The organism is Burkholderia sp. Ax-1719 (assembly GCF_011753055.1).
Classification (GTDB): domain Bacteria; phylum Pseudomonadota; class Gammaproteobacteria; order Burkholderiales; family Burkholderiaceae; genus Paraburkholderia.
Genome location: NZ_VWWJ01000002.1, coordinates 24,148 through 47,834, shown reverse-complemented (window position 1 = coordinate 47,834; position 23,687 = coordinate 24,148). Strand labels below are relative to the sequence as shown.

Here is a 23,687-nt window from a genome sequence, read left to right as displayed (position 1 = left end):
TCGCCACGCTCAAACCACCAGTTGTCGCGCCAACACCTCGCGCGCCTGCGTCACCGTCTCGCTCTCCCCATCCAGCGGCGGCGTGAGCGAAAACACCGCTTCCGGCAGCGCGGGCAACCGATGACGCGCCGGCAGTCGCACCAGACCGTCCGGCACCGCCGACGCGCACAGGCATCCCACGCCCAGCCCCGCCGCCAGCATCGACTGCAAGCCCGCCACGCCCGACGCGCTATGGCCCATCACGAAAGCACGCCCCTGCTCCTCCAGCGAATGCACCGCAATCTGATGCAGCATGCAGTCGTTCGGTAGCAGCACGAGCGGCAGCGGGTCGGGCAATGTCTCCGCCAGCGCGGGTGAAGCGACCCAATGCAGCGGCTCGCGGCGCAGCACCCAGCGCGCATCGCCGCTCGCGGGCCGCACCGCGCCCACCGACATATTCATCACCACGCCCAGGTCGATTTCGCGGCGCGCGTGCGCCTGCTCGATCTCGACGCTCTTCATCGTGCTCACGTGCAGACTCAGTTGCGGATAGCACTCGCGCAGCCGCGCAAGCATGCCGGCCACTTCGTGGGTGCGGTAGTAATCGGTGATGGCGACGCGCAACTCGCCCTTGATCGCCTGGCCGCGCACATCGTCGAAGGCGGCTTCGTTGAGCGCCACGATGCGGCGCGCGTGCGTCAGCAGCCGGGCGCCTGCGGGCGTGGTTTCGACCCCGCGTTTGCTGCGCACGAACAACGGCACGCCCGCGCGCACCTCCAGCTTGCGCATCTGCTCGCTGACCGTGGACTGCGACAGATGCAGCGATGGCGCGGCGGCCGTGAGGCTGCCCGCATCCACCACCACCGTGAAGGTGCGCAACTGATCCAGTTCGAAACCGCGCATGCTGTTCCCCTGCCTCGCTATCCATCGATTAACTCGATGGATAGTACCACTTATTCCCGCTTTTCCGCCGGATGCGTGCTATAGCACAATGGCTCATCCAATGGTGCAGTGCGCCAACCCGTGATGGCGCGCCCGCTGCACCAGCCACTCTTGAGACGAGTCCGCCATGTCCGACAACACCCTCACCGCCGCGCCGCGCGCGGCTGCGCCTCCTTCCGCCTGCGCTGCCGCGCACGGTCATTCAGGCTGGGCGCTGGTCGTCCTGCTGATCGGCGCGATCCTGCCGCCAGTCGACTACTTCATCGTCAATCTGGCGATGCCCTCGATTCACGACGGTCTGGCCGCCAGCGCATCGCAATTGCAGCTCGTGGTCTCTGCCTACGCCTGCGCCAACGCGGTCGCGCAGATCACGGGCGGGCGGCTGGGTGACCTCTACGGCCGCAAGCGCATGTTCATGATCGGCATGGCGGGTTTCGTGCTGGCTTCGACGCTCTGCGGTCTCGCCGCCGATGGCACGGTGCTCGTGTTCGGGCGGATCCTGCAGGGCCTCTTCGCCGCCGTGCTCGCGCCGCAGGTGCTGGCGACCATCCGCAGCGTCTACGCGCCGCACGAGCAGGTGCGCGTGATGGGCCTTTACGGCTTCGTGTTCGGCGTCGCGGCGGTGATCGGCCAGTTGGGCGGCGGCGCGCTCATCAGCCTGCATCCGTTCGGGCTGGGCTGGCGCGCGATCTTTCTCGTCAACCTGCCGATTGGCGTCCTCGCATTGCTCGGCAGCTGGCGCTTTATTCCAGAAAGCCGGCCGCCGCGCGGCGCGCGTATCGACCTGCCCGGCACGCTGCTGTTGTCGCTGTTTCTGCTGATGTTGGTCTACCCGCTCACGCGCGGTCGCGAGGAAGGCTGGCCCGCGTGGATGCTGTTTTGCCTGGCCGCATCGGCGCCCGTGCTGGGCCTGCTGCTGCGCGTGGAAATGCGCACACTTGCGGCAGGCAAGGATCCGCTGCTCGATGTGCGGCTGCTGCGCAATCCCGTGGTGGCGCTGGGGCTTGCGCTGGCGTTTCTGTTCTATCTGCTGAGCGCGTTTTTCCTGAGCTACGGCATTTACCTGCAAGGCGGGCTGCACTGGTCGCCGCTCGCGTCGGGGTTCGCGATCCTGCCGTTCGGCGTGGGCTTTCTGTCTAGTCCGCTCGTGATGCCGCGTCTCGTCGCGCGTTTCGGCGGCTATCGCGTGCTCACGCTCGGCTATGTGCTGATCGCGCTTGGGCTTGCCACGGCGGCGACGCTTGCGGGCGCTTCGGCGCCGGGCGCGGGCTTCTACGTGGGACTTGCGGCGATGGGGATCGGCCAGGGCCTGGTGCTGCCGTCCGTGGTACGCATCGTGCTCGCCGAAGTCGAACCGGCGCGTGCGGGCGTGGCATCGGGCATGGTCACGGCGATGCTGCAGATCGGCGCGGCGGTGGGCGCGGCGACGCTCGGCGGCTTGTTCTTCGCGCGGCTGGGCGCGCATCCCGCGGCGCACGATTACGCAGCGGCCTTCAAGGTGTCGATGTTCGCGCTGGTGGCGATTCTGGCTGTGTGCGTGCTGCTGTCGATGGCGCTTGGGCCGTTGCATCGGCGCTTGCATGCGCATGACTGAAGGCGCGTGAACAACATCGAAGCATCATCGAAGGCACGCGCTGATTTCGTTATGCCAAAGGCTTCGTTCACGATAGCAAACCCGCTTGCTACGATGCGCGCAGTCTTCTCCGAGACTACCTGGGCCGCTCGATAATCTCGATGAGCCGGTCTGGACTGGGGTTCGCTCCGGCTTGCCGATAATGTGTCCATCGGCGTGCCGGAGCGCTTTTCATGCCGTGGTTTCGACGGGTTTGTCGGTCGCTTCGGCCCGTTGCGCCTCCAGCATTTCCACCAGCCGCCGCAGCGCCGCGGGCGCGCGCAGATCGCTGCGCCACACCAGATAAATCGTCACCGCTCGCACCGAGGCCGGCAGCTTGTGCGCCGTCACCGCGCCCCGGCTCGGCATGCTCTCCAGCAAGCTTGCAGGCAGCAGCGCGAGACCCGCGCCCGCCGACACGCACGCCAGCATGCCGTGATACGACTCCAGTTCGAACACGCGTCCGGGCGCGGCATGATCCTCCTCGAACCAGCGCTCGAATGTGCGCCGATACGAACAGTTCGAGCGGAACGCGTAGATGTTCGCGCCGTTCACGTCCTTGGCGCGCTTGATCGGCTTGCGATTGGCCGCCGAAATCAGCACCAGTTCCTCGCTGAACACGGGCACGCCGGTCAGCATGGGATGCGAAACCGGCCCGTCGACGAAAGCCGCCGCCAGTTCCCCTTCCAGCACGCGATCGATCAGTTCGCCCGACGGCCCCGTCGACAGATCGAGCGCCACTTCCGGATAGCGCCGATGAAACGCCGCCAGCACCGGCGGAATGCGCACGGCCGCCACACTTTCGAGCGAACCGAGCGGCAGCGCGCCGCGCGGCTCGTCGCCCGCCACGGACAGCTTCGCTTCGTCGACCAGATCGAGAATACGGCGTGTGTAATCGAGAAACGCCGCGCCCGTCGCGGACAGCCGCAGGCGCATCTTTTCGCGGATGAACAGCTCCGCGCCCAGTTCCTCCTCCAGTTGTTTCAGGCGCGTGGTCAGATTGGACGGCACGCGGTGCAGCCGAAGCGCCGCGGCCTGCACGCTGCCCGCATCGGCGATTTCGCGAAAGATCTGCAGTTGAGCCAGCTCCACTTCCTCACTCCGAGAGAACAATTTATTCAATATTATTCACTTTCACTGAGGATTGCCAGATCGTATGCTGTGGCTCATTCATCATCGCGTTTCCTTTGAGGAGCCCAGCATGACCACGACAAACGACACCATCGGCACCATCGGCGCCGTCTCGCGCAACCCCGCCAACGGCGAAATCCTCGCCACCTATGCGTTCGACAGCGAAGTCGCCGTGGAAGCCGCGCTGGTGCGCACCGCCAGCGCCGCGCGCGTCTGGCGCGACACGCCCGTCGCGCAACGCGCCGCCGTGCTGGTGCAGCTCGCGCATGTGCTGCGCGAGCGCAAGCAGGCCTTCGCCACGATGATGGCCGACGAAATGGGCAAGCCGGTTGCCCAGGCGCGCGGCGAAGTCGAAAAGTGCGCGGCGCTCGCCGAGTGGTATGCCGAAAACGGCCCGGCGATGCTCGCGCCCCTGAATGCGCCGGTGCTGAGCGGCGTCGCGCGCCAGGAATTCCGCCCGCTCGGCCCGATCCTCGCGGTCATGCCGTGGAACTTCCCGATCTGGCAAGTCCTGCGCGGCGCGGTGAGCATGCTGCTCGCGGGCAATACCTACGTACTCAAGCACGCGCCGAACGTGATGGGCAGCGCCTACCTGCTGCGCGATGCGCTCGCGGCTACCGATCTGCCCGAAGGTGCGTTCGAAGTGCTGAACCTGCCGCCCGAGCGCGTCGCACCGGTGATCGCCGATGCGCGCATCGCCGCCGTCGCGGTCACGGGCAGCGTGCGCGCCGGTTCGGCCATCGCCGCGCTGGCGGGTGCGGCGCTCAAGAAGTGCGTGCTGGAACTGGGCGGCTCGGATGCCTTCATCGTGCTCGCCGACGCCGATCTGGACGAGGCCGTGCGCTCCGCCGTGCTGGGCCGCTACGGTAATACGGGCCAGGTGTGCCTGGCCGCCAAGCGCCTGATCGTCGAGGAAAGCATCGCCGCCGAATTCGAAACGCGTTTTGTCGAAGCCGTGAAGGCGCTGCGCATCGGTTCGCCGCGCGAGGACAGCACCTTTATCGGCCCGATGGCGCGCTACGACCTGCGCGACGAGTTGCACAACCAGGTCGAGCGTTCGATCGCCGAAGGCGCACGCCTCGTGATCGGCGGCAACAAGATCGAAGGCGCGGGCAACTACTACGCGCCGACGATTCTCGCCGACGTGCGTCCGGGCATGACCGCGTTCAAGGAAGAGCTGTTCGGACCGGTCGCGGCAATCATCGTGGCGCGCGACGCGCAGCACGCCGTCGACATGGCCAACGATAGCGAGTTCGGTCTGGGCGGCACGATCTGGTCAGGCGACGTCGAGCGCGCGAATGCACTGGCCGCGCAGATGGACACGGGCGCGGTCTTCATCAACGGTGATGTGGCAACCGACCCGCGCGTGACCGTCGGCGGCGTAAAGAAGAGCGGCTTCGGGCGCGAGTTGTCCAGCTTCGGGATGCACGAGTTCTGCAACATCCAGACGGTGTGGGTGGATCGCCGCTAACGCAGCGTCGCGCAAGGCGTTGAAACAGCGAGAAGACAACGTGGAAACGTTTTACGCCTTGCCAGAAGGTCTTTTTTACCGATGACGGTTCGACCAGGGTTGACGAGCGAGCGGGTTTTTCCGCATTCAACCTTTTCGCGAGTTGACCGTTAATCAGCTTATGGAGCACGGCAGCGGATCGACTGACTTGCCGGTCTGTGCGCCGCGCACCATACCCTGTCCCCGTTCATTCTGGGACCATGCAGAGTCGAAGTCTTGAACGCCGGCGGGCAACCGCCGGCGATTTTTTTGGGGCGTGGGGCGTGAGAGAAATGGGTGCGCGCGCATCCAGTTTCAGGGACGGTTCACGAGCTTCACGAATGCGTCGATATCGGCGCGTGTCTTGATGATGTGACCTTCCAGCAGACAGTCTTTGGGATTGGGCGGATCGCTGGTAAAAACGCCGGTTACGGCACTGGCCTTCCAGCCGTCCGACTGCTTGCGGAAAGCAAGCAGGTGAACCTCGACAGACTCATCGGTACGCTCGAGTTCGCCATCCTTATCGCGCACCACCGCGCACAGATAGGCGGCATTGCCGTCCTTCAACATATCGAGCACGACAAAGCGGCCTTCGACGGGATCCTGACGATGGGCCGTTGCAAGGATCTGCGCGCGGTCGGGATCGGCGCGATCAAGGTCGGCGGCGTGGGCGGTGTTCAGCGAAGCCGCGAGCAGGGCGGCATAAAAAGCGACGGCGAAGCGTTTCATGGGCGGACGATATGGCCAAATGCTGGCTGAATGCTCAGCGCAATTGATCAGGCGCTCATTCTACTGGCGCTCGCACGCAACTCGCTCGATGCGTGCTCACGTCGGTCCCGATCAATGCGTATCAAAACTCATATCGTCGTGCGCGACGCGCAGGGGCTCGACGCGGCCGAGCGCTTCGAGCAGCGAGTGGCCCGCGGTCGTGAGCGACGGCAGGCGGTGACCTTCGGCGCGCGTTTCGAGCGCGACGAGCTGGCGTTCAAGCAGGGTATCGAGTTCGTGACGGTTCATGTCGATCTGTTCCGGCGCGTGGCGGATCAACATCAGCGTGGCGAACTCGTGCGGGCTCAACAATTCATGTCTCCTAGTAATGCCGCAACCAGGGGCACAGGGGCGCATATCATCAGGCCTGAATGTGACACCGACGTGACTGTCACATTCACCGCGTCGAGCGCTACGCCGCCGCCATCACATGCGTTGTCGCGCCGCAGCCTCCGGTTGACGCACCATCGCCGCGCCGCACTCCTCGACCAGATCGCGCAGCGTGGCGGCAAGATGCGTGGCGGTGTCGTTGTTGGTCGCGATCCCTATGCCTTCGTCGCGACGCAGCGCGCGCACGCCGACGACGATCGGCATGTCCGGCGCGCGTTCGCGCACACGCCGCACCAGGTTGCGAAGGTACGGCGGCGATTCCGAGGCGTCGAGCGACACCAGGCAAATCGCGTGGATGTCCAGCGCATCCACCATGCCCGCCTTGGTGTTGCGCACGTCGTCGTAAGTGGTCGCCGTGCAGGGAATGCGCGCGCGCAGCAGCAACTGGCAAACGATGGCCGCCACCACCTCGTCGAACGCACCGCGCCCCGGCACGCACAGCACGAGGCGGCCGTCGTGCGGCACTTCGACTGGCACCTCAACGTCCTCGCCTTTGCGGCGCGCCGTGTGGCGCGAATCGTCCACGGATTCGAGGTCTTCGACGATGTCGAGCAGCGCCTGATTGATGCGCGCCAGTTGCTCGGCGGGCAGCACGCCGCGCAGCACGTCGTTGCGCGCGAAGCGCAGGCCCTCGAACACCACCTGTTCGTAGTAGTCGATCAGCGGCATATCGACCAGCAGGCGGTCGGCCTGCAAGAGCGCTTCATGCGGATCGTCGGCAAGCAGGCGTTGGTAGCAGGTTTGCGCGGGCGTGAGCGCCGGCTGGTCGCCCAGCAGGATGGTCAAAAAGTTCAAGCGATCCACGTAACGGCCGAGCGTGACGATGCACAGCGTGAGCGGCGTTGACAGCACGAGGCCGATCGGCCCCCACAGCCAGCTCCAGAAGATCGCGGCCACCACCACCGCGAGCGGCGAGAGTCCCGAACGGCGGCCATAGAGCATCGGCTCGGCGAACTGGCCCGCCACCACATCGACGACGATAAAGAAGATCAGCGTCCACACCGCCATGGTCCATTGCGGCTGGATCGCGGCGGCCAGCAACGTGGCCATCACGGCGGCAATCCAGATGCCGATGTACGGCACGAAGCGCAGCAGCGCCGCCACCGCGCCGAACAGCAGCGCCCCCGGCACGCCGATGCCCGCCAGCCCCACCGCGAGCACCGCGCCCACTGACACGTTCACCCCCAGCTGGGCCACGAAGTAGCGCGACAGACGCTCGGAGGCGTCGTTGATGGCCGTGGTGGTGCGGTGCAGGTCGTCGGAGCCGAACACGCTGATGAGCCGGTCGCGCAGGTCCTCGCGCTGCAACAGGATGAAGATCGTCACCACCAGCACGATAAAGCCGGTCTCCAGCGGCGCGATCACCGGCGCGAAGGCCTTCTGCGCGAGCTGCATCGGCGTGGGCGCGGGCGTGTGGACTTCCACCGGCATCGGCTGCTGCGGCTGGTTGCGCGCAGCGCGCCCGCGCGGCTGCGGCGGCGAGGGCGGCGGCGTGGGCGTCACGCGCTGCAGGGCCGCGGCGGCGCGCGTCATCAGCGAATCGGCGCGACCGACGGTTTTTTCCTGCACCGTCTCGATCTTCTGTTCGATGGCTTCCTGGTATTGCGGCAGATCGGCGGCGAGCTGCACGACCTGCGCGGCGATCAACGCGCTCACGCCGGCCAGCGCGAGTACGGTCATCAACACGGCGATCAGGATCGACAGGAACTGCGGCAGGCGCAACCGGCGCAACGCGTTGACGAGCGGCGCAAGCAGAAAGCTCAGCAGCACCGACAGCGTGATCGGAATCAGCACCGCGCTGCCAAAGTACAGGCCGCACACCACCGCCACGCCGGTAATGACCGAGGCGAGCGTGTGGACCGTCGGCGTGCTCGGCGGGAACACGCGATTGCGGCGGCTGTCGGCGGCGCCTTGCGCGGATCCGGCCTGGCCCGCGTTGGGCCGCTCGGGTGGGAGCGGAAAATTCATGGCAACGCGGCCGCGGCCATCGCGACCAGAGCGGTCATCGGATTCGTGGGGAAGATAGGGCTCGCGCATCGGGGCGCACCTGCTTGTAGAGTAGTGCGCGCTGCGCGCGATGCGCGGCAACGGGCGAAATCGGTCGGGTATTCACAGCCTGGCGCTGCTCGACGGCTGCCGCCTGCCTCGCAAAGTCATGCAGTCACGAAGCGAGGCGTCAGCCGTGGAGGGCAAGCGGCATGCCGGGCGCGAGCGTATCGCATGCGCGCCGTCAGAGAAAGTGGTTGGGCGGCTGCGTTTCAGGGTTTGCCTGTTTCGAGTTGCTGGTTACGTGCGGTCAGGAACTGGATCAGGCCGTCCACGCCGCCTTCCTGGATCTTCTCGTTGAACTGCGCGCGGTAGGTCTGGATCAACCACGCGCCCAGCACGTTCAGGTCATAGAGCCGCCAGCCCTGCGGCGTCTTGTAGAGCCGGTAGTCGATCTCGACGGGCTTGCCGCTCGTCTGCGCCAGGGTGCGCACGACCACGTCCGTATCGGTCGGGGCGTTGCGCATGGGCGAGTATTCGATCTGCTGATCGGGCTTGAGCTGGGCGAGCGCGCCGGAATAGAGGTGGATCAGCAGCAGCTGGAACTGCTCCATGACCTGTTGCTGCTGCGCGGGCGTGGCCGTGCGCCAGTGGCGGCCCATCGAAAGTTGCGTGGTGCGGTGGAAGTCGACATACGGCAGGATGTCGCGATCGACGATGCCGCGAATGCGGGGAATGTCGTCGGGGGCGATCGACTGGGTGCGGACTTCGTCCAGCACCTGCTGGGTGGCGGTCTTGATCAGGGCCTGCGGGTCGGACTGGTCGACGGGCTGCGGCGCGGCGCTGGCGCTCTGGGCAAGCAAACCCGTGGTGGCGGTAAGCAGCGTGGCGACAATCAGAGAATTCAGGAAGTTCTTCATGCGTGGGCTCGGTCGGTTTTCAAGGCTGACGTTCGCCCCTTTTATAAAGCATTCGCGCGCCGCGCGCATTTCAACGCCTTCCAGATCTTTCCATTCAGGCCGGATGAAAGATAAAGGGGGAAACGACGCACGGCGTTACGCCACGCGACAGCCTCGAATAGCTGTTACGTTACGTTACACATGCCGGGAATTTGTTACAGGCACCCGGCATACAATCGGGCCAATGCAGCGGGGAACCGCCAGTCATTCAGTCAGGTGACGGCCAGCAGGTGTAACAAAATTACGCCCCGCCAGCCGTCCCGGCGCTTCAATCGCGCCTCCTCCCTTCAAAACCTTGAACTGCTTGCGCGCCGGCCGCGGCCTCGGGCTCCATAAAGAAAGCCTCCAGCCCAAACAGCCAGGCCACGCAGTACGACAACCTCGACAGTATCCGCAGGCCTCCCTCCTCCCCAGCGACCTCGTCTTCCAGCGCTTGCGGCGTTGCTAACGTGACCCCTGCGGCTGCCCCTGCGAAACTCGCCGGCGTCGATTCCTGTGCAACCGGATCGATCTTCATTTGGCACCCCTCTCCTCGTTTTTGTGTGTGGCGGGTTACTTAGAGCAATCTCCGTACCAACGTCGCCAGCCACGAAAAATTCCGACGCGCGAGCGCTTCCTGCCTGACAGAGTGTGCTCCCGCACGCAAATCCGAAAACCCCAGACACCACGTTCCGATCGTTGACCCTGTAAAAACTACAAGCACATCGTGCAAAAGCGTGAAACCCCTTCCCAACAAGGACTTGCACGGCAGCGACCAGAGCCCGGAAGCATCACCAAAGCGCCTCTCGCGTTCCTGATCTTTTTCGGCGTGGGTAATAGCTTCAATCACGACATTGGTGTAAGGTGCAGCGATTCCGTCTCGAAAATCGAGATCGCTCCAGAGCAGAATCCAGAACGTCACCGCGCAGAGGAGATCGCATGAATCCACCCGAACGGACCCGTCTCGCGGATGTCCTGAACCAGCATCGCGACGCCCTGCTGGCCGACTGGGTCCGCCTGCATCTGCCGATCGCGCTGCGCCGCGGCCTCGCCATGGAGGCCGAAATCCGCGAGCAGTTTTCGGCCTTCCTGAAGCTGCTCCTCGACACGCTCGCGACCTGCGAAACGCTCGACGCCAGCCGTTCCGAATGGGAACCGGTGCGCGCCCTTCTCGCCGATATGTCGGCCCACCGAGCGCGCCAGGGTTTCACCCCCGCGGAAACGGCCACTTTCGTGTTCTCGCTCAAGCAGCCGCTCTACGCGCGCCTGCGCGAAAGCTTCACGAATCCCGCCGAACTCGCGGAGGTGAGCTGGGCCATCAATCTGTTGATCGACGAGCTGGGCCTGTACACCACCGAGGTCTTCCAGAAGAGTCGCGAAGCGATCATCGCGCGCCAGCAGGAGGAACTGCTGGAGCTGTCCACCCCGGTCGTGCAGCTGTGGGAGGGCATTCTGGCGCTGCCGCTGATCGGCACGCTCGATTCGTCGCGCACCCAGGTGGTAATGGAAAGCCTGCTGCAGAAGATCGTCGATACGGGCGCGGGCCTCGCGATCATCGACATCACCGGCGTGCCGACCGTCGACACGCTGGTCGCCCAGCATCTGCTCAAGACCGTGGCCGCCGCGCGCCTGATGGGCGCGGATTGCATCATCAGCGGCATCCGTCCGCAGATCGCGCAGACCATCGTGCATCTGGGCGTCGATCTCACCAACGTCACCACCAAGTCCACGCTCGCCGACGCCTTCGTGATTGCGTTGCAGCGCACCGGCTCGTCGATCGTCAAGCCGAAGGCCACGGCCTAAGCCCGGGAGCCGCGATGGAACGCATTCCGATTCTGCGTCTGGGCGACTGCCTGATCGTGTCGATCCAGGTGGACATGCACGACCGGCTTGCGATCGCGCTGCAGGACGACCTCACGGCGCGCATCGTCAAGGAGTCAGCCAAGGGCGTGCTGATCGACATTTCGTCGCTTGATGTGGTCGATTCATTCATCGGCCGCATGATTTCGAACACCGCGGCCATGGCGATGGTGCTCGATGCGCAGACCGTCGTGGTGGGCATGCAGCCGTCCGTGGCGATTACCCTGGTTGAGTTGGGCCTCACGCTCACTGGCGTGCGCACCGCGCTCGACGTCGAAAAAGGCATGGCGCTGCTCAAGCAGCGCCGGGCGTAGCGCTTGCTCACCTTCATGAGCGACAACGCCGCTCCCGCCCGGCTGCTCGCGCAAGTGAGCCTGCGCTCGGACGAGGAAATCGTCCGGCTGCGGCAGACCGTGCGCGACCAGGCGATCGCGCTGGGCTTTTCACTCATCGAGCAGACCAAGTTCGTCACGGCGGCCAGCGAGCTTGCGCGCAACACGCTTCAGTACGGCGGCGGCGGTGAAGCGCGGCTCGAAGCGCTCAGCAACGGGGTGCGCGTCGGTCTGAAACTGACTTTTATCGATCAAGGGCCCGGCATTGCCGATATCGAGCGCGCCTTGCAGGACGGCTTCACGAGCGGCAACGGGCTGGGGCTCGGGCTGGGCGGCTCGCGGCGTCTGTGCGACGCCTTTACGATCGACTCCACGCCGGGCAGCGGCACCACGGTCACTATCACAAAATGGAAAGTTCGCTAGACGGCGCCTCCGGCCTGGCCGGCGGCACGCATCGCTCCTTCGAGATCGGCGACGCGAGCAGCGTGGCATTCGCGCGCCGCGGCGCGGCGCAGGCCGCCCAACTGGCCGGTCTGAACGCAACCGATGCCGGACGGCTCGCAATCGTGCTCACTGAAGCCGCCACCAACATCCTCAAGCACGCGGGCCACGGCGAGTTGCTGGTGCGCGCGCTCGAACGCGGTGTGGAACTGATCGCGCTCGACCGCGGCCCTGGCATGGCCGATGTGCGCGCCGCGCTGTCCGACGGGCATTCGACGGCCGGCACGCCTGGCACGGGACTCGGCGCGATCAACCGGCTTTCCGATCAGGTCGCGCTGTGGTCTCAACCGGGGCACGGCACGGTGCTGCGCGTGCTGGTGCAGCAAACCGGCGCGCCGCGCCCGGCGCAGTCTGCGCCTGAGATCGGCGGTGTGTGCGTGCCTTATCCCGGCGAGGAAGTGTGCGGCGACGGCTGGCAGGCCCAGTCAGATCAGAGCGGTTTCACGATCGCCGTCGCCGACGGTCTTGGCCACGGCGCGGAAGCGCATGTCGCCGCAACCGCCGCGCTCGAAGTGCTCAGAAGGCGCGCGGGCCTGACGCCTGGCGCGCTAATGGAGCTGTCGCACGCCGCGTTGCGCCCCACGCGCGGCGCGGCACTTGCACTCGCGCGCTTCGACCTCGTGCGCTCGACGGTGAGCTTTTGCGGCACGGGCAATATTTCGGCGGTGACCTATGGCACCGGCAAGCCGAACCACGGCGCGGCGGGACATGGCGCGACGCGCGGAAGCAGCAGCAGCGCAGCCGATACCGCCAGCGACTTGCGTTCGAGCTACCAGATCGTCTCGCGCAACGGCATCGTCGGCCATACGATGCGCGGCACCCAGGAGTTCGAACTCGCCTGGCGCGACAACGGCGTGCTGATCCTGCATTCGGATGGCGTGGGCACACGCTGGGATCTGGACGCCTGGCCAGGGCTCGCGCACCAGAGCGCCGTGGTGATCGCCGCCGTCCTTTACCGCGACTTCTCGCGCCGCCGCGACGACGCCACCGTCGTCGTCGTCAAGGCGCAGCCGGGAGTACAGTTGACCCATGAACACGCCATTGCTGCGCATCCGCATTGAAACCGTCCAGGACGTCGTCGTGGCGCGGCGGCGCGCGCGCGATCTGGCGGCGGGCTTCGGCTTTTCGACGCTCGATCAGACGCGCATCGCCAGCGCGGTGTCGGAAATCGCCCGCAATGCCTTTGAATACGCGGGCGGCGGCGAGGTGAGCTTCGCCTTCGATGCGGCGTGCTCACCGCAGGCCTTCGAGATCGTCGTGCGTGACCGCGGCCAGGGCCTGCGCGACCTCGAAGCCGTGCTCGACGGTACGTGGAGATCGCCAGGCGGCATGGGCGTGGGCATCGTCGGCAGCCGTCGCCTGATGGACCGCTTCGAGATCGACTCGACGCCGCAGGGCACCACCGTGGCGATGGCGCGCAATCTGCCGCAGGAGCGCGCCGCACTGCGCGGCAGCGACCTGGAGCGCATCGTCAGCGGCGTGGCCGCGCTCGCGCCGCAAAACGATTCGCTCGCCGAAGTGCAGCAGCAAAACCGCGAACTGGTGGCCACGCTCGACGAACTGCGCGAACGTCAGGAAGAGCTCGCGCGCCTGACCCAGGAGCTGGAGGCAACCAATCGCGGCGTGGTCGCGCTTTACGCGGAACTCGACGAACGCGCCGAAGAACTGCGCCGCGCCGATCTGATGAAGTCGCGCTTTCTCTCCAATATGAGCCACGAATTGCGCACGCCGCTGTCGTCGATCCGCGCGCTCGCCAATCTGTTGCTCAACCGGCTGGACGGCGATCTGGGCATCGAGCAGGAGCGCCAGGTGAAGTTGATTCTCGCCTCGGCGGAAACGCTGGGCGAAACCGTGGATGATCTGCTCGATCTGGCCAAGATCGAGGCCGGCAAAACCGAGGTCTCGCCCGCGTGGTTCGATCCCGCCGATCTGTTCGCCGCGCTGCGCACCATGCTCATGCCGCTGCTCGCCACGCCGCACGTCTCGCTGGAATTCGCCTCAATGGCGGGCCTGCCGCGCCTCTATACCGATGAACCGAAGCTCACGCAGATCCTGCGCAACTTCGTATCGAACGCGCTCAAATACACCGAGCGCGGGCAGATTCGCGTGGGGGCGCGGCTGGAGGCGCAAGGCGAGCGCATCGTGTTTTTCGTCGCGGATACGGGCATCGGCATTGCTCCCGAGCATCACCCCATCATTTTCGAGGAGTTCGCTCAGGTGCAGAACCGTTTGCAACAGCGCGCGAAGGGCACGGGCCTGGGCCTGCCGCTGTGCCGCAAGCTCGCCGCGCTGCTGGATGGCGAGGTGGGTGTCGAAAGCGAACTGGGCGTGGGCTCGACGTTTTACGTCGACCTGCCGGTGCGGCTCGCCGGGCACGCCAGCGATACTCGCGCCGCGCACGATGACGAAGCCGGCGAGGCCAGCAGCGAGCAAGCCAGTCCGGGAGCCGCCGCATCATGAGCTCCGCCACCCTCATTCTGAACGTCGACGACAACGAAGGCGCGCGTTACGTGAAGTCGCGCGTGCTGCGCCATGCGGGTTTCGCGGTGATCGAAGCGGCCACGGGCCAGGGTGCGCTCGACGCCGTGCGCGACCAGGCGCCCGCGCTCGTGCTGCTCGACGTGAAGCTGCCCGACATCAGCGGCATCGAGGTGTGCCGCCTTATCAAAGAGGATCCGCAGACCAACTCCACGCTGGTGCTGCAGACCTCGGCGGCGGCCGTGCAGGCGCGCGACAAGATTCGCGCGCTCGACGGCGGCGCGGACAGCTATCTGACCGAGCCGGTCGATCCCGCCGAACTGGTGGCCAACGTGCGCGCGCTGCTGCGCCTCTACGCCGCCGAAAAAGCCCTGCGCGACGCCGACCGCCGCAAGGATCACTTTCTCGCCACCCTTGCGCATGAGCTGCGCAACCCGCTCGCGCCGATCCGCAACGCCATCGAACTGCTCGACCCGCGCCACGGCGCAAGCGATGCCGGGCGCGCCGACGCGCGCCTGATCGCGAGCCGCCAGGTCGAACATCTGGGCCGCCTCGTCGACGATCTGCTCGACGTTTCGCGCATCTCGCACGGCAAGATCGCCCTGCAGATGACGACGCTCGATTTGCGCCACATCGTCGAAGTGGCCGTGGAGACGAGCCGTCCGGTACTCGACGCCAAACAGCAGCAACTCGTCCTGACGATGGCGCCCGGGCCTTGCCATGTCATGGGTGACGGTATTCGCGTCGCACAAATCATCAGCAATCTGCTGTCAAATTCGGCAAAATACACGGCTATCGGCGGCACGGTGACGCTGCGTCTCGAAGCCGGCAGCGATGAAGTGGCGATCGGCGTGCGCGACAATGGCATCGGCATCGCCGCCGACGAGCTACCCTATGTGTTCGACCTCTTCATGCAGTCGCGCGACGCGGTCAAGCGCGCGGATGGGGGCCTGGGCATCGGTCTCGCGCTGGTGCAGGAACTCGCGGAACTGCATGGCGGCTCGGTGAGCGCCTATTCGGAAGGACTCGGTAAAGGCTCGGAATTCGTCGTGCGACTGCCCATCGTGCGCGCGCCGGAAACCGACAACGCATCAACAGACAAGAACAATATGGATAACGAAACAACCTCACGCAAACGCCGCGTGCTGATCGCCGACGACAACGTGGATTCGGCCACTTCGCTGCTGATGCTGCTCGAACTCGAAGGCCACGACGTGCGCGTGGCTCACGACGGCCCCAGCGCGCTGGAGATCGCGCAAAGCTTCGTGCCGCATGTGGCGATTCTGGATATCGGCCTGCCCGGCATGGATGGTCATGCGCTTGCCAAGGCGATGCGGGCGCTGCCCGCCACGGCGCGCACGCAATTGATTGCGCTCACCGGCTACGGTCAGGAACGCGACCGCCAGGCCACCACCGAGGCCGGTTTCGACCGGCACCTCGTCAAGCCCGCGCCGTTCGACGAAATCCTGCGCGAGATCGAAGGGACCAAGGCGAGCTGATAAAACAAGGATTGCGCATGAACGTGAAGGCGCGCGGCATCGGCATCGACGATCTCGAACTCGTCTGCCGCCATCGCGAGGCGATGTTCGGCGAAGCGGGCCGCGACGCCGCCACGCTCGCAATCATGACGGAGCATTTCCGGGTCTGGCTCGCGCCGCGCCTGGCCGATGGGCGCTACTTCGGCTACGTCCTGACCGAAGCTGATGCCAACGATGCGCCCGTTGCCAGCATCGGCCTGATGGAGATCGACTGGCCGCCCCATCCCGCCCACCCCGAGGAGGATCGGCGCGGCTACGTGCTCAACGTCTTTGTCGAACCGCACGCGCGGCGTCTCGGCCTCGCCCGTCTGCTCATGCAACTCGCCGATGATGAATTCGCGCGGCGCGGCATCCGCTATGCCATCCTGCATGCAACCGAGCAGGGCCGCGATCTGTACCGGCAACTCGGTTGGAGCGGCACCAGCGAAATGGCCAAACCGCTCTAAACCCGCGCGCTTTTCTCTCAAGCCCCCGTTCATTTGTGCCGTTAACCGGTTGAGCAATCAACCTTCTCACGGAGCCACGCTTGAACGGGAACACGCGCGCCACTATTACCAGACCAGAATCCGGCGCTTTCGCCGCCCTCGCGGCCGTCGTCCCTCTCTCTATCGCGCTGATGCTTTCGGGCTGCGTGACCCACACGCAAGTCGTGGCGGCGCCAGCGCGCCCGGTCGTCGTGGCCGCACCGCCGCCGCCCGTCGTCATGGCCGCACCCGCTTACATACCCGAGCCGCACGACGCCTATGTTTCCGTGGCGCTCGATCGCGATGTGGTCGTGATGGGCGGCATGACCTACATCTGGTTCGTGGGCCCGGACGGGCAACGTCATCGCCATTACTATGGCCGCGGCGATCTGCGCGCCGAAGTGTTCCATCGACGCGCCGAATTGCGTGACGTGATGGCGCATCACGACGGCCATTTGCCGATGCAGCACGCCTACGTCGCGCCGCCGCCGATGCGCGCCGCCGCGCCGCACGCGCGCGTGCATGTGGAAATGGTCGCGCGCCCGGGTGGCATGCCGCATCCGATGCCGCGTCCCGGTGCGCGCCCGCAGCCGCATCCCGAACCGCGCCAGGCACAGCATCATGTACCGGCACCCACGCGCAACGCAGCCGACCATGGCCGACGCTTGCCGAACGCCCATCCCGGCGATGCCCATCCGATGGCAGGCGTGCCGCGCCATACGGTGTAAGCGCGCGACGCGCCGCCAATAAAAAACCGCCGGTGTGTGTTGCGCACCGGCGGTTTTTTGCATTGCAGCCCTTCGTCATCCTGATTGCTTCCGATCCGCACGGCGATCGGCCAAACCCCCTGCTGTCCAACATCGGGCGCAGCGCACCATTTTTATATCACGTTGCGATATAATTTACCCCATTCGAGCCGAACCCGGCTCTGCTTCTTTTGTCGCTATTTTCACTGTGTCGCTGCTTACCTTATCCCGCTGGCTCGCAGGCTTCGCGCCTTCGCCCGTCACCCTGCGCTGGCGCGAACGGCTGCGCTCGGGCGCTGGCGCCCTGCTGGGCATCGCTCTGACGGGCGCGCTTTCGCATTGGCTCCTTGGCAATGCCTCCACGATTCCCTGGCTGATCGCGCCGATGGGCGCATCGGCGGTGCTGCTGTTTGGCGTGCCCGCCAGTCCGCTGGCGCAACCGTGGTCGATCATCGGCGGCAATCTGGTGTCGGCGGTCGTGGGCGTGACCTGCGCGCTGTTCATCAACGACCCGGCGATCGCCGCCGCCGTGGCCGTCGGTGTGGCGATCTGCGCGATGTTCACCCTGCGCTGCGTGCACCCGCCCTCGGGCGCGGTCGCGCTTACCGCCGTGCTGGGCGGTCCCGCCGTGCATGCGCTGGGTTACGAATTCGTGCTGGAACCGGTGCTGCTGCAATCGTGCATGCTGCTGGGCAGCGCGCTCGTCTATCACAAGGCCACGGGCCATCGTTATCCGCACGCCGCGCAAGCCACTCAGGCAAAGCCCGCCGAGCCGCCCGCGCCCGCAGCGGCGGGCAGCTTCACGCGCGCCGACCTCGAAGCCGCATTGCGCGAGCGAAACGAACTGATCGACGTGGCGACCGACGATCTCGAAGCACTGCTGCGCGAAGCCGAAATCCGCGCCTACGCGCGCAGCTTCGGCGTGCTCAATTGCGCCGATGTCATGTCGCGCAATGTGGTCAGCATCACGCCCGCCACCACCGTCAACGAAGCGCGCGCGCTGCTGCGCAAGCACGACGTGAAAGCGCTGCCGGTGGTGGACGCTCAAGGCCTCGTGAAAGGCATCGTCACGCGCGCCGATCTCGCCGAAGCGAACGACGCCACGCCGGTTGTCGCGCTCATGACCACGCATGTGCGCACGCTTTCCGCGGCTACGCCCATCGTCGAACTGCTCGCGCTGTTCGCGGGGCGCGGCCATCATCACGTGCCTGTAGTGGATGGCGAGCGCCGCCTCGCAGGCATCATCACGCAAGCCGATCTGATTTCAGGGCTTTATCAGCAGACCCAGCCGCTGCAAAAACAAAGCGCCTGATAGATACGATGCCCCGTTCCAAACGGGTCATTGCGTCGATAAATATCATGTTGTGATATATTCGCAGATCGAATCGTCTGACACGGATCCCCCATGAAGCAAACGCCAGGCGGCCTGAAAAAGGCCGATTTCGAGCAACTGTCCGAATTCCGCTACCAGATGCGCCGGTTCGAGCGTTTCTCTGAGCAGGCGGCCCAGAACGAAGGCATCACGCCGCTGCAGTACCTGTTGCTGCTGCATGTGAAGGGCTATCCCGAGCGCGAGTGGGCGACCATCGGCGAACTCGCCGAGCGTCTGCAGGCGCAGCATCACGGCGTGGTGGCGCTGGTTTCGCGCTGCGAGGCGCTTGAACTGGTGGAGCGGCGCGTGAGCGAGCGCGACCGCCGCCAGGTGGAAGTCCATCTGCTCGCCGCTGGCGAAAAACTGCTCGCGCGCCTCGCTGAACTGCACCGCGCGGAGCTGCGCTCGCTCGAAGGCGCATTCACCATTCCGCACATCGACCTCTGACCACCATGCATTCCGACGATTCCCACAAGCGCGACTTTTCGGCCAACGCCCGTCTGCCCGGCATCGGCGCCCTCGCCGCCGTGATCGGCGTGCTGGCCACGCTGGCCGCGTTCGTGCTCCTGAACCTGATCCACTGGTTCACGAACCTGTTTTTCTATGGCCGCTTCTCGTTCGCCGATCATTCGCCCGCGCTCAATACGCTGGGCGCGTGGGTGATCGTCGTGCCGGTGGTCGGTGGGTTGATCGTCGGCATGATGGCTCGCTTTGGGTCGGAAAAGATTCGCGGCCACGGCATTCCCGAAGCCATCGAGGCGATCCTGTTCGGCAAGAGCCGGATGTCGCCGAAAGTGGCCGTGCTCAAGCCGTTGTCGTCGGGCATCGTGATCGGCAGCGGTGGACCGTTCGGCGCGGAAGGCCCGATCATCATGACGGGCGGCGCGCTCGGCTCGCTGCTCGCGCAATGCGTGCGTCTCACCGCCGCCGAGCGCAAAACATTGCTCGTAGCGGGCGCTGCGGCAGGCATGACCGCCGTGTTCGGCACGCCGGTAGCCGCCGTGCTGCTCGCGGTCGAACTGCTGCTGTTCGAATGGCGGCCGCGCAGCTTCCTGCCGGTCGCACTTGCGTGCGCGGTGGCGGGATTCGCGCGCGCGCTGGTGTTCGGCACCGAACCGCTTTTCGCAATGCAGACGCCGCCGCCACACGCGCTGGCGCTGGGCTCGTGCGTGATCGCGGGGCTGCTTTCGGGCATGTTGGCGTCGGGGCTATCGGCCTCGCTCTACAAGGTCGAGGACCTGTTCAAACGTCTGCCGCTGCACTGGTCGTGGTGGCCGGCCATCGGCGGTCTTGCGGTGGGTATCGGCGGCTTTATCGAGCCGCGCGCGCTGGGCGTGGGCTACGACGTGATCGGCGATCTGCTGCATCAGAACATCCTGCTGCAAGCCGCTGTCGCGATTCTGGCGGTGAAGGCCGTGATCTGGGTGATCGCGCTGGGTTCGGGCACCTCGGGTGGCGTACTCGCGCCGTTGCTGATGCTGGGCGCGGGCCTGGGCAGTGTGCTCAGCCATGTGCTGCCCGGCAGCGATCCCGCGCTGTGGCCGCTCGTGTGCATGGCCGCGACGCTCGGCGCAACACTGGGCGCGCCGCTCACGGCCATCGTTTTCGCGTTCGGGCTCACGCACGACGCCAACGCGCTGCTGCCGCTGCTCGCGGCCACGCTTGTCGCGCACGGCTTCGCCACGGTCGTGATGAAGCGCTCGATCATGACCGAGAAGATCGCGCGGCGCGGTTACCACATCTATCGCGAATATGGCGTCGATCCGCTTGAGCGCCATTACGTCGATGAAGTGATGACGCGTCACGTCGATACGATCGACGCGGGCGTGAGCGTGCGCGAGGCGCTGACGCGTTACTTCGGCGCGACGCAGCAGCGCCGCGCATGGCCGGTGGTGAGCGATGAGCGGGTGCTGGGTGTAGCGGATCGCGCGATGCTAGAAACCGTGCGCGAGGAGGATGCGCTCGATCAGCCGATTGGCGCACTGTTTGCGGGACGCGCCGCCGATGTGGCCTTGCCCGAAGAGACTTGCCGGCAGATCGCCGCGCGTCTCGCCGTGCATGGGCTCGAACGGCTCCCCGTAGTGAGCACGCGCGAAACGATGCAACTCGTGGGCATCGTCTCGCGCAGCGATCTGGTGAAGCTGTCGCTCGCGCACTTCGAGGAAGAGACCAAGCGCGAACGCTTCCGTCGCATTGGTATGGGCAACGGCAAGCGACGCTATCCGCCGGTGCGCCGGGTGGGTTGAGCGCGCGTGTAATCGGCAAGGCCCGGCGGGTGCGTCGGATCTTGCCGGTCTTCAGACAGCACACAGTTCGATTCAAACCGTTCCGCTTCTCTGCTTGAGGGAACGACGCGGACTTGGCGGTTAGTTGCAATAACGGATACCAGGATCGCGCCAAATGAGTGCCAACCCTTCTCACGCGCACTGCTGCGGTGCACCACATCGCTCACGATAGCCTGCGCTGCGCCGCAACCACGCCTCCTTCGCCCTCATCTCGTGCACCGCACAAACTGGCACGCACCTTGCTGAAAGGTGCCGTGCGCCGCAAAGACGCGGCGCATCCAATACGGCGCTCCCCACGCGCTGAAATCCAGTTCAGTCGGGCAATGCAGTTCGACACGCGAGGCGCGCTGCACCACGGGCGGCCTCAAATGCCATCGACACACGAAACACCATGCTGCGCGTCCTGCTCGTAACCGACACCGACAAGCCCATCGGCGATCTGCGCGACGCGCTCGCGCGGCTCGGCTACGACATGCTCGCCGAGCCCGCCACGCCGCAGGCGCTCCATCGCGTCGTAGAGCGCGAACGGCCCGACGTCATCATCATCGACACCGAATCGCCTTCGCGCGACACGCTCGAACAGCTCGCCGTGATGAACGCCACTGCGCCGCGCCCCGTGCTGATGTTCAGCAACGACGCCAATCAGCAGTTGATCCGCTCGGCCGTCAATGCCGGCGTGACGGCGTATCTCGTCGAAGGCCTGGCGGGCGAGCGGATCGCGCCCATCCTCGAAGTCGCGCTCGCACGCTTTGCGCAGGAAGCGCAGTTGCGCGAACGCCTGACGCAGGCCGAGAACGAACTCGCCGAGCGCAAGCTGATCGACCGCGCCAAACGCGTCCTGATGGAACAGCAGAAGATGACCGAGCCCGCCGCCTACGCCATGCTGCGCAAGCGCGCGATGAACCAGAGCGTCAAGCTCGCCGAGGCCGCCCGCCAGATCGTCGCGGCGGCGGAGTCGGGAAATTGACGAGGATTCTCCAGAATTGAAGCGTTGACTGTCATGAACGAATCCACGCGCCCGGCCGCGCCACTCGAAAAGACCCATCTGAAGATCGGCTTCGTGCCGCTCGCCGACGCTGCGCCTGTTGTCGCGGCGAAACTGCTGGAGTTCGGCCACGCGCACGGGCTCACGCTCGAACTGTCGCGCCAGCCGTCGTGGGCTGCGTTGCGCGACAAACTGCTCGCGGGCGAACTGGACGCCGCGCATTCGCTATACGGCCTGGTGTACGGCGTGCAGCTTGGCATCGGCGGTCCGCAAACGGATATGGCGGTGCTGATGGTGCTCAACCGCAACGGCCAGGCGATCTCACTGTCGAACCGGCTCGCGGATGCGTTTGAAGAGCACGGCACCCTGCCGCGCGCGCTCGCGACGCTCGGGCGCACGCCTGTGTTCGCGCAGACGTTCCCAACGGGCACGCACGCAATGTGGCTGTATTACTGGCTCGCCGCGCAAGGCGTGCATCCGCTGCGCGACATCGAAAGCGTGGTCATTCCGCCGCCGCAGATGGTGGCGGCACTCGCCGAGGAGCGGCTCGACGGTCTCTGCGTCGGCGAGCCGTGGCCCGCGCTCGCGCAGCGACGCGGCATGGGACGCACGGTGATCCGCAGCGGCGAGATCTGGCCGGATCATCCCGAGAAAGTGCTGGCTTGCAGGCGCGATTTCGTCGGGCGTTATCCGAATACGGCGCGTGCGCTGGTGCAAACGATGCTGGAAGCGTGCCGATGGCTGGATGGCGCGGGTCATCGCACAGAAATCGCGCAGTGGCTCGCGCGGCCGGAGATGCTGGGCGCGGATGCGGATTTGATCGCCTCGATGCTGGAAGCCGGTGAAGGATCTGGCGCGCCCGATATGAAGTTCTTCGAGAACGGCGCAGTGAATTATCCGCTGGAGTCCGAAGGAATCTGGTTTCTAACCCAGTTCGAGCGCTGGGGGATGATGGCGCGGCGCGATGATTATCGGGAGATTGCTGCGGCGCTGAATCAGACAGCGCTGTATCGGGAGGCGGCGGCGGCGATCGGGGTGGGAGTGTCGGCTGCCGCCCGTCTGCCGCGTTTTATCGATGGGCGAGTGTGGGATGGGGAGAACGCGGCGGCGTATGTGGAGGGGTTTGAGATCGGTTGCCGCTAGTCGTTGAGCCAGTTGGCTAGCTTCACGCCGGGATACTGTTCGAAGTCGCGCTCATTGTTAGTCACCAGCACGGTGTCGAGCGCGACCGAATGCGCAGCGATCAGTTTGTCCAGATGGTCCTTTTTGCGCTCGCGCGTGGCTTCCCGGATCGGCCCATAGGCCACTGCAGCGGCTGAGTCGAAAGGCGCAACGGGGATGCCTTCGATCAAGGCTGACAGGTTGCGCTTCTCCCGGGCGCGGTTGGCGGACATCGCAACGCCGTATTCCAGTTCCGCAAAGGTAATCGCCGACATCACGACGTCGCCTACATAGCATTGCGCGAAGCGTCTTGCCACTTGCTCGGGCTGCTTCTTCATCAGGTAGATGCACATGTTGGTGTCGAGCATGAAATGCGGCATTACAGTTCCTCGCGATCGGCCTGGTCTTGTTCCCCGCGCCCTTGAGCCATGAAATCGGGCCCAAATTTCGCGAACTTCTTGAGCACGCCGCCCAGGGACCTGCGAGCCGGCCGAATGCGAATTTCGTCACCGATACGCTCGATCTCGACTTCAATGTCGCTGCGATCGTACGCCAGCTCGGCAGGAATTCTGACAGCCTGGGAATTGCCGTTCTTGAAGACGCGCGTTGTGTGCATTTCCGGATCCAATACAGGATGTATGGTGAATCCACTATAGGCAATTGTTTGCATGATGTAAATCCGCGTGTGTACATTGCTCTGATGCAGGGACGACTCTCTGGCGCACCGCTG

General features: G+C 65.6%; 24 protein-coding genes. 15 read left to right on the top strand and 9 right to left on the bottom strand.

Annotated elements, in window-relative coordinates:
• Window positions 1-9: 9 nt before the first annotated feature.
• Entirely contained in the window at window positions 10-882 is an 873-nt protein-coding gene (locus F3J17_RS05270; protein WP_167054619.1) for a LysR family transcriptional regulator, read from the bottom strand.
• Between the two features lie 166 nt (window positions 883-1,048).
• Here F3J17_RS05270 and F3J17_RS05265 point away from each other — a divergent pair, with 166 nt between their 5' ends.
• Window positions 1,049-2,515, top strand: coding sequence for an MFS transporter (locus F3J17_RS05265; RefSeq protein WP_167054617.1), 1,467 nt, complete (start codon window positions 1,049-1,051; stop codon window positions 2,513-2,515).
• Window positions 2,516-2,725: 210 nt separating this feature from the next.
• On the opposite strand, the gene F3J17_RS05260 is transcribed toward F3J17_RS05265, so the two are convergent.
• Window positions 2,726-3,625: a LysR family transcriptional regulator gene (locus tag F3J17_RS05260; RefSeq protein ID WP_167054614.1), complete on the bottom strand. Its 900-nt coding sequence runs from the start codon at window positions 3,623-3,625 to the stop codon at window positions 2,726-2,728.
• A gap of 109 nt (window positions 3,626-3,734) precedes the next feature.
• On the opposite strand from F3J17_RS05260, the gene F3J17_RS05255 reads away from it, so the two are divergent.
• Window positions 3,735-5,135, top strand: a complete 1,401-nt coding sequence (locus tag F3J17_RS05255) for an NAD-dependent succinate-semialdehyde dehydrogenase (protein WP_167054612.1) — start codon at window positions 3,735-3,737, stop codon at window positions 5,133-5,135.
• A 333-nt stretch (window positions 5,136-5,468) separates the two neighbouring features.
• On the opposite strand, the gene F3J17_RS05250 is transcribed toward F3J17_RS05255, so the two are convergent.
• The 5 genes from F3J17_RS05250 to F3J17_RS05230 form a co-directional block, all read right to left on the bottom strand.
• Entirely contained in the window at window positions 5,469-5,882 is a 414-nt protein-coding gene (locus tag F3J17_RS05250) for a hypothetical protein (RefSeq protein ID WP_167054610.1), read from the bottom strand.
• A gap of 111 nt (window positions 5,883-5,993) precedes the next feature.
• The gene (locus tag F3J17_RS05245; RefSeq protein WP_167054608.1) at window positions 5,994-6,233 is read right to left on the bottom strand and encodes a hypothetical protein; all 240 of its coding nucleotides are present in this window, start codon (window positions 6,231-6,233) and stop codon (window positions 5,994-5,996) included.
• Window positions 6,234-6,347: 114 nt separating this feature from the next.
• Complete coding sequence (locus tag F3J17_RS05240; RefSeq protein WP_167054606.1) at window positions 6,348-8,279, bottom strand: AI-2E family transporter; 1,932 nt, start codon at window positions 8,277-8,279, stop codon at window positions 6,348-6,350.
• Between the two features lie 290 nt (window positions 8,280-8,569).
• On the bottom strand, window positions 8,570-9,217 hold the full coding sequence (locus tag F3J17_RS05235; RefSeq protein ID WP_167054604.1) for an ABC transporter substrate-binding protein: 648 nt from the start codon (window positions 9,215-9,217) through the stop codon (window positions 8,570-8,572).
• A gap of 307 nt (window positions 9,218-9,524) precedes the next feature.
• The gene (locus tag F3J17_RS05230; protein WP_167054602.1) at window positions 9,525-9,773 is read right to left on the bottom strand and encodes a hypothetical protein; all 249 of its coding nucleotides are present in this window, start codon (window positions 9,771-9,773) and stop codon (window positions 9,525-9,527) included.
• Window positions 9,774-10,174: 401 nt separating this feature from the next.
• Here F3J17_RS05230 and F3J17_RS05225 point away from each other — a divergent pair, with 401 nt between their 5' ends.
• From F3J17_RS05225 to F3J17_RS05165, 13 genes are all read left to right on the top strand, one after another.
• On the top strand, window positions 10,175-11,038 hold the full coding sequence (locus F3J17_RS05225) for an STAS domain-containing protein (RefSeq protein WP_167054600.1): 864 nt from the start codon (window positions 10,175-10,177) through the stop codon (window positions 11,036-11,038).
• A 14-nt stretch (window positions 11,039-11,052) separates the two neighbouring features.
• Entirely contained in the window at window positions 11,053-11,409 is a 357-nt protein-coding gene (locus F3J17_RS05220) for an STAS domain-containing protein (RefSeq protein ID WP_167054598.1), read from the top strand.
• A 15-nt stretch (window positions 11,410-11,424) separates the two neighbouring features.
• On the top strand, window positions 11,425-11,850 hold the full coding sequence (locus F3J17_RS05215) for an anti-sigma regulatory factor (RefSeq protein WP_167054596.1): 426 nt from the start codon (window positions 11,425-11,427) through the stop codon (window positions 11,848-11,850).
• Entirely contained in the window at window positions 11,835-12,989 is a 1,155-nt protein-coding gene (locus tag F3J17_RS05210; RefSeq protein WP_167054594.1) for an ATP-binding protein, read from the top strand. Before F3J17_RS05215 ends, F3J17_RS05210 begins: the two co-directional genes overlap by 16 nt.
• Window positions 12,958-14,388: an ATP-binding protein gene (locus F3J17_RS05205; RefSeq protein ID WP_167054592.1), complete on the top strand. Its 1,431-nt coding sequence runs from the start codon at window positions 12,958-12,960 to the stop codon at window positions 14,386-14,388. Before F3J17_RS05210 ends, F3J17_RS05205 begins: the two co-directional genes overlap by 32 nt.
• On the top strand, window positions 14,385-15,905 hold the full coding sequence (locus F3J17_RS05200; protein WP_205194650.1) for a response regulator: 1,521 nt from the start codon (window positions 14,385-14,387) through the stop codon (window positions 15,903-15,905). Before F3J17_RS05205 ends, F3J17_RS05200 begins: the two co-directional genes overlap by 4 nt.
• Before the next feature lie 23 nt (window positions 15,906-15,928).
• Complete coding sequence (locus F3J17_RS05195; RefSeq protein WP_167055496.1) at window positions 15,929-16,390, top strand: GNAT family N-acetyltransferase; 462 nt, start codon at window positions 15,929-15,931, stop codon at window positions 16,388-16,390.
• An 80-nt stretch (window positions 16,391-16,470) separates the two neighbouring features.
• Window positions 16,471-17,136 carry a hypothetical protein gene (locus F3J17_RS05190; protein WP_167054590.1) on the top strand — a complete coding sequence of 222 codons (666 nt, stop codon included), beginning with the start codon at window positions 16,471-16,473 and terminating at the stop codon, window positions 17,134-17,136.
• A gap of 226 nt (window positions 17,137-17,362) precedes the next feature.
• Window positions 17,363-18,466, top strand: coding sequence for an HPP family protein (locus F3J17_RS05185; protein WP_167054588.1), 1,104 nt, complete (start codon window positions 17,363-17,365; stop codon window positions 18,464-18,466).
• A 93-nt stretch (window positions 18,467-18,559) separates the two neighbouring features.
• The gene (locus F3J17_RS05180) at window positions 18,560-18,973 is read left to right on the top strand and encodes a helix-turn-helix domain-containing protein (protein WP_167054586.1); all 414 of its coding nucleotides are present in this window, start codon (window positions 18,560-18,562) and stop codon (window positions 18,971-18,973) included.
• 5 nt (window positions 18,974-18,978) lie between these two features.
• Window positions 18,979-20,772 carry a chloride channel protein gene (locus F3J17_RS05175; protein ID WP_167054584.1) on the top strand — a complete coding sequence of 598 codons (1,794 nt, stop codon included), beginning with the start codon at window positions 18,979-18,981 and terminating at the stop codon, window positions 20,770-20,772.
• A gap of 430 nt (window positions 20,773-21,202) precedes the next feature.
• Window positions 21,203-21,778: an ANTAR domain-containing protein gene (locus F3J17_RS05170; RefSeq protein WP_167054582.1), complete on the top strand. Its 576-nt coding sequence runs from the start codon at window positions 21,203-21,205 to the stop codon at window positions 21,776-21,778.
• 33 nt (window positions 21,779-21,811) lie between these two features.
• A complete protein-coding gene (locus F3J17_RS05165) occupies window positions 21,812-22,939 on the top strand; it encodes a CmpA/NrtA family ABC transporter substrate-binding protein (RefSeq protein ID WP_167054580.1) in 1,128 nt (375 codons plus the stop codon).
• On the opposite strand, the gene F3J17_RS05160 is transcribed toward F3J17_RS05165, so the two are convergent.
• The gene (locus F3J17_RS05160) at window positions 22,936-23,337 is read right to left on the bottom strand and encodes a type II toxin-antitoxin system VapC family toxin (protein ID WP_167054578.1); all 402 of its coding nucleotides are present in this window, start codon (window positions 23,335-23,337) and stop codon (window positions 22,936-22,938) included. The genes F3J17_RS05165 and F3J17_RS05160 overlap by 4 nt on opposite strands.
• Window positions 23,337-23,573 carry a type II toxin-antitoxin system VapB family antitoxin gene (gene vapB / locus F3J17_RS05155; RefSeq protein WP_167055491.1) on the bottom strand — a complete coding sequence of 79 codons (237 nt, stop codon included), beginning with the start codon at window positions 23,571-23,573 and terminating at the stop codon, window positions 23,337-23,339. Before vapB ends, F3J17_RS05160 begins: the two co-directional genes overlap by 1 nt.
• Window positions 23,574-23,687 lie beyond the last annotated feature (114 nt).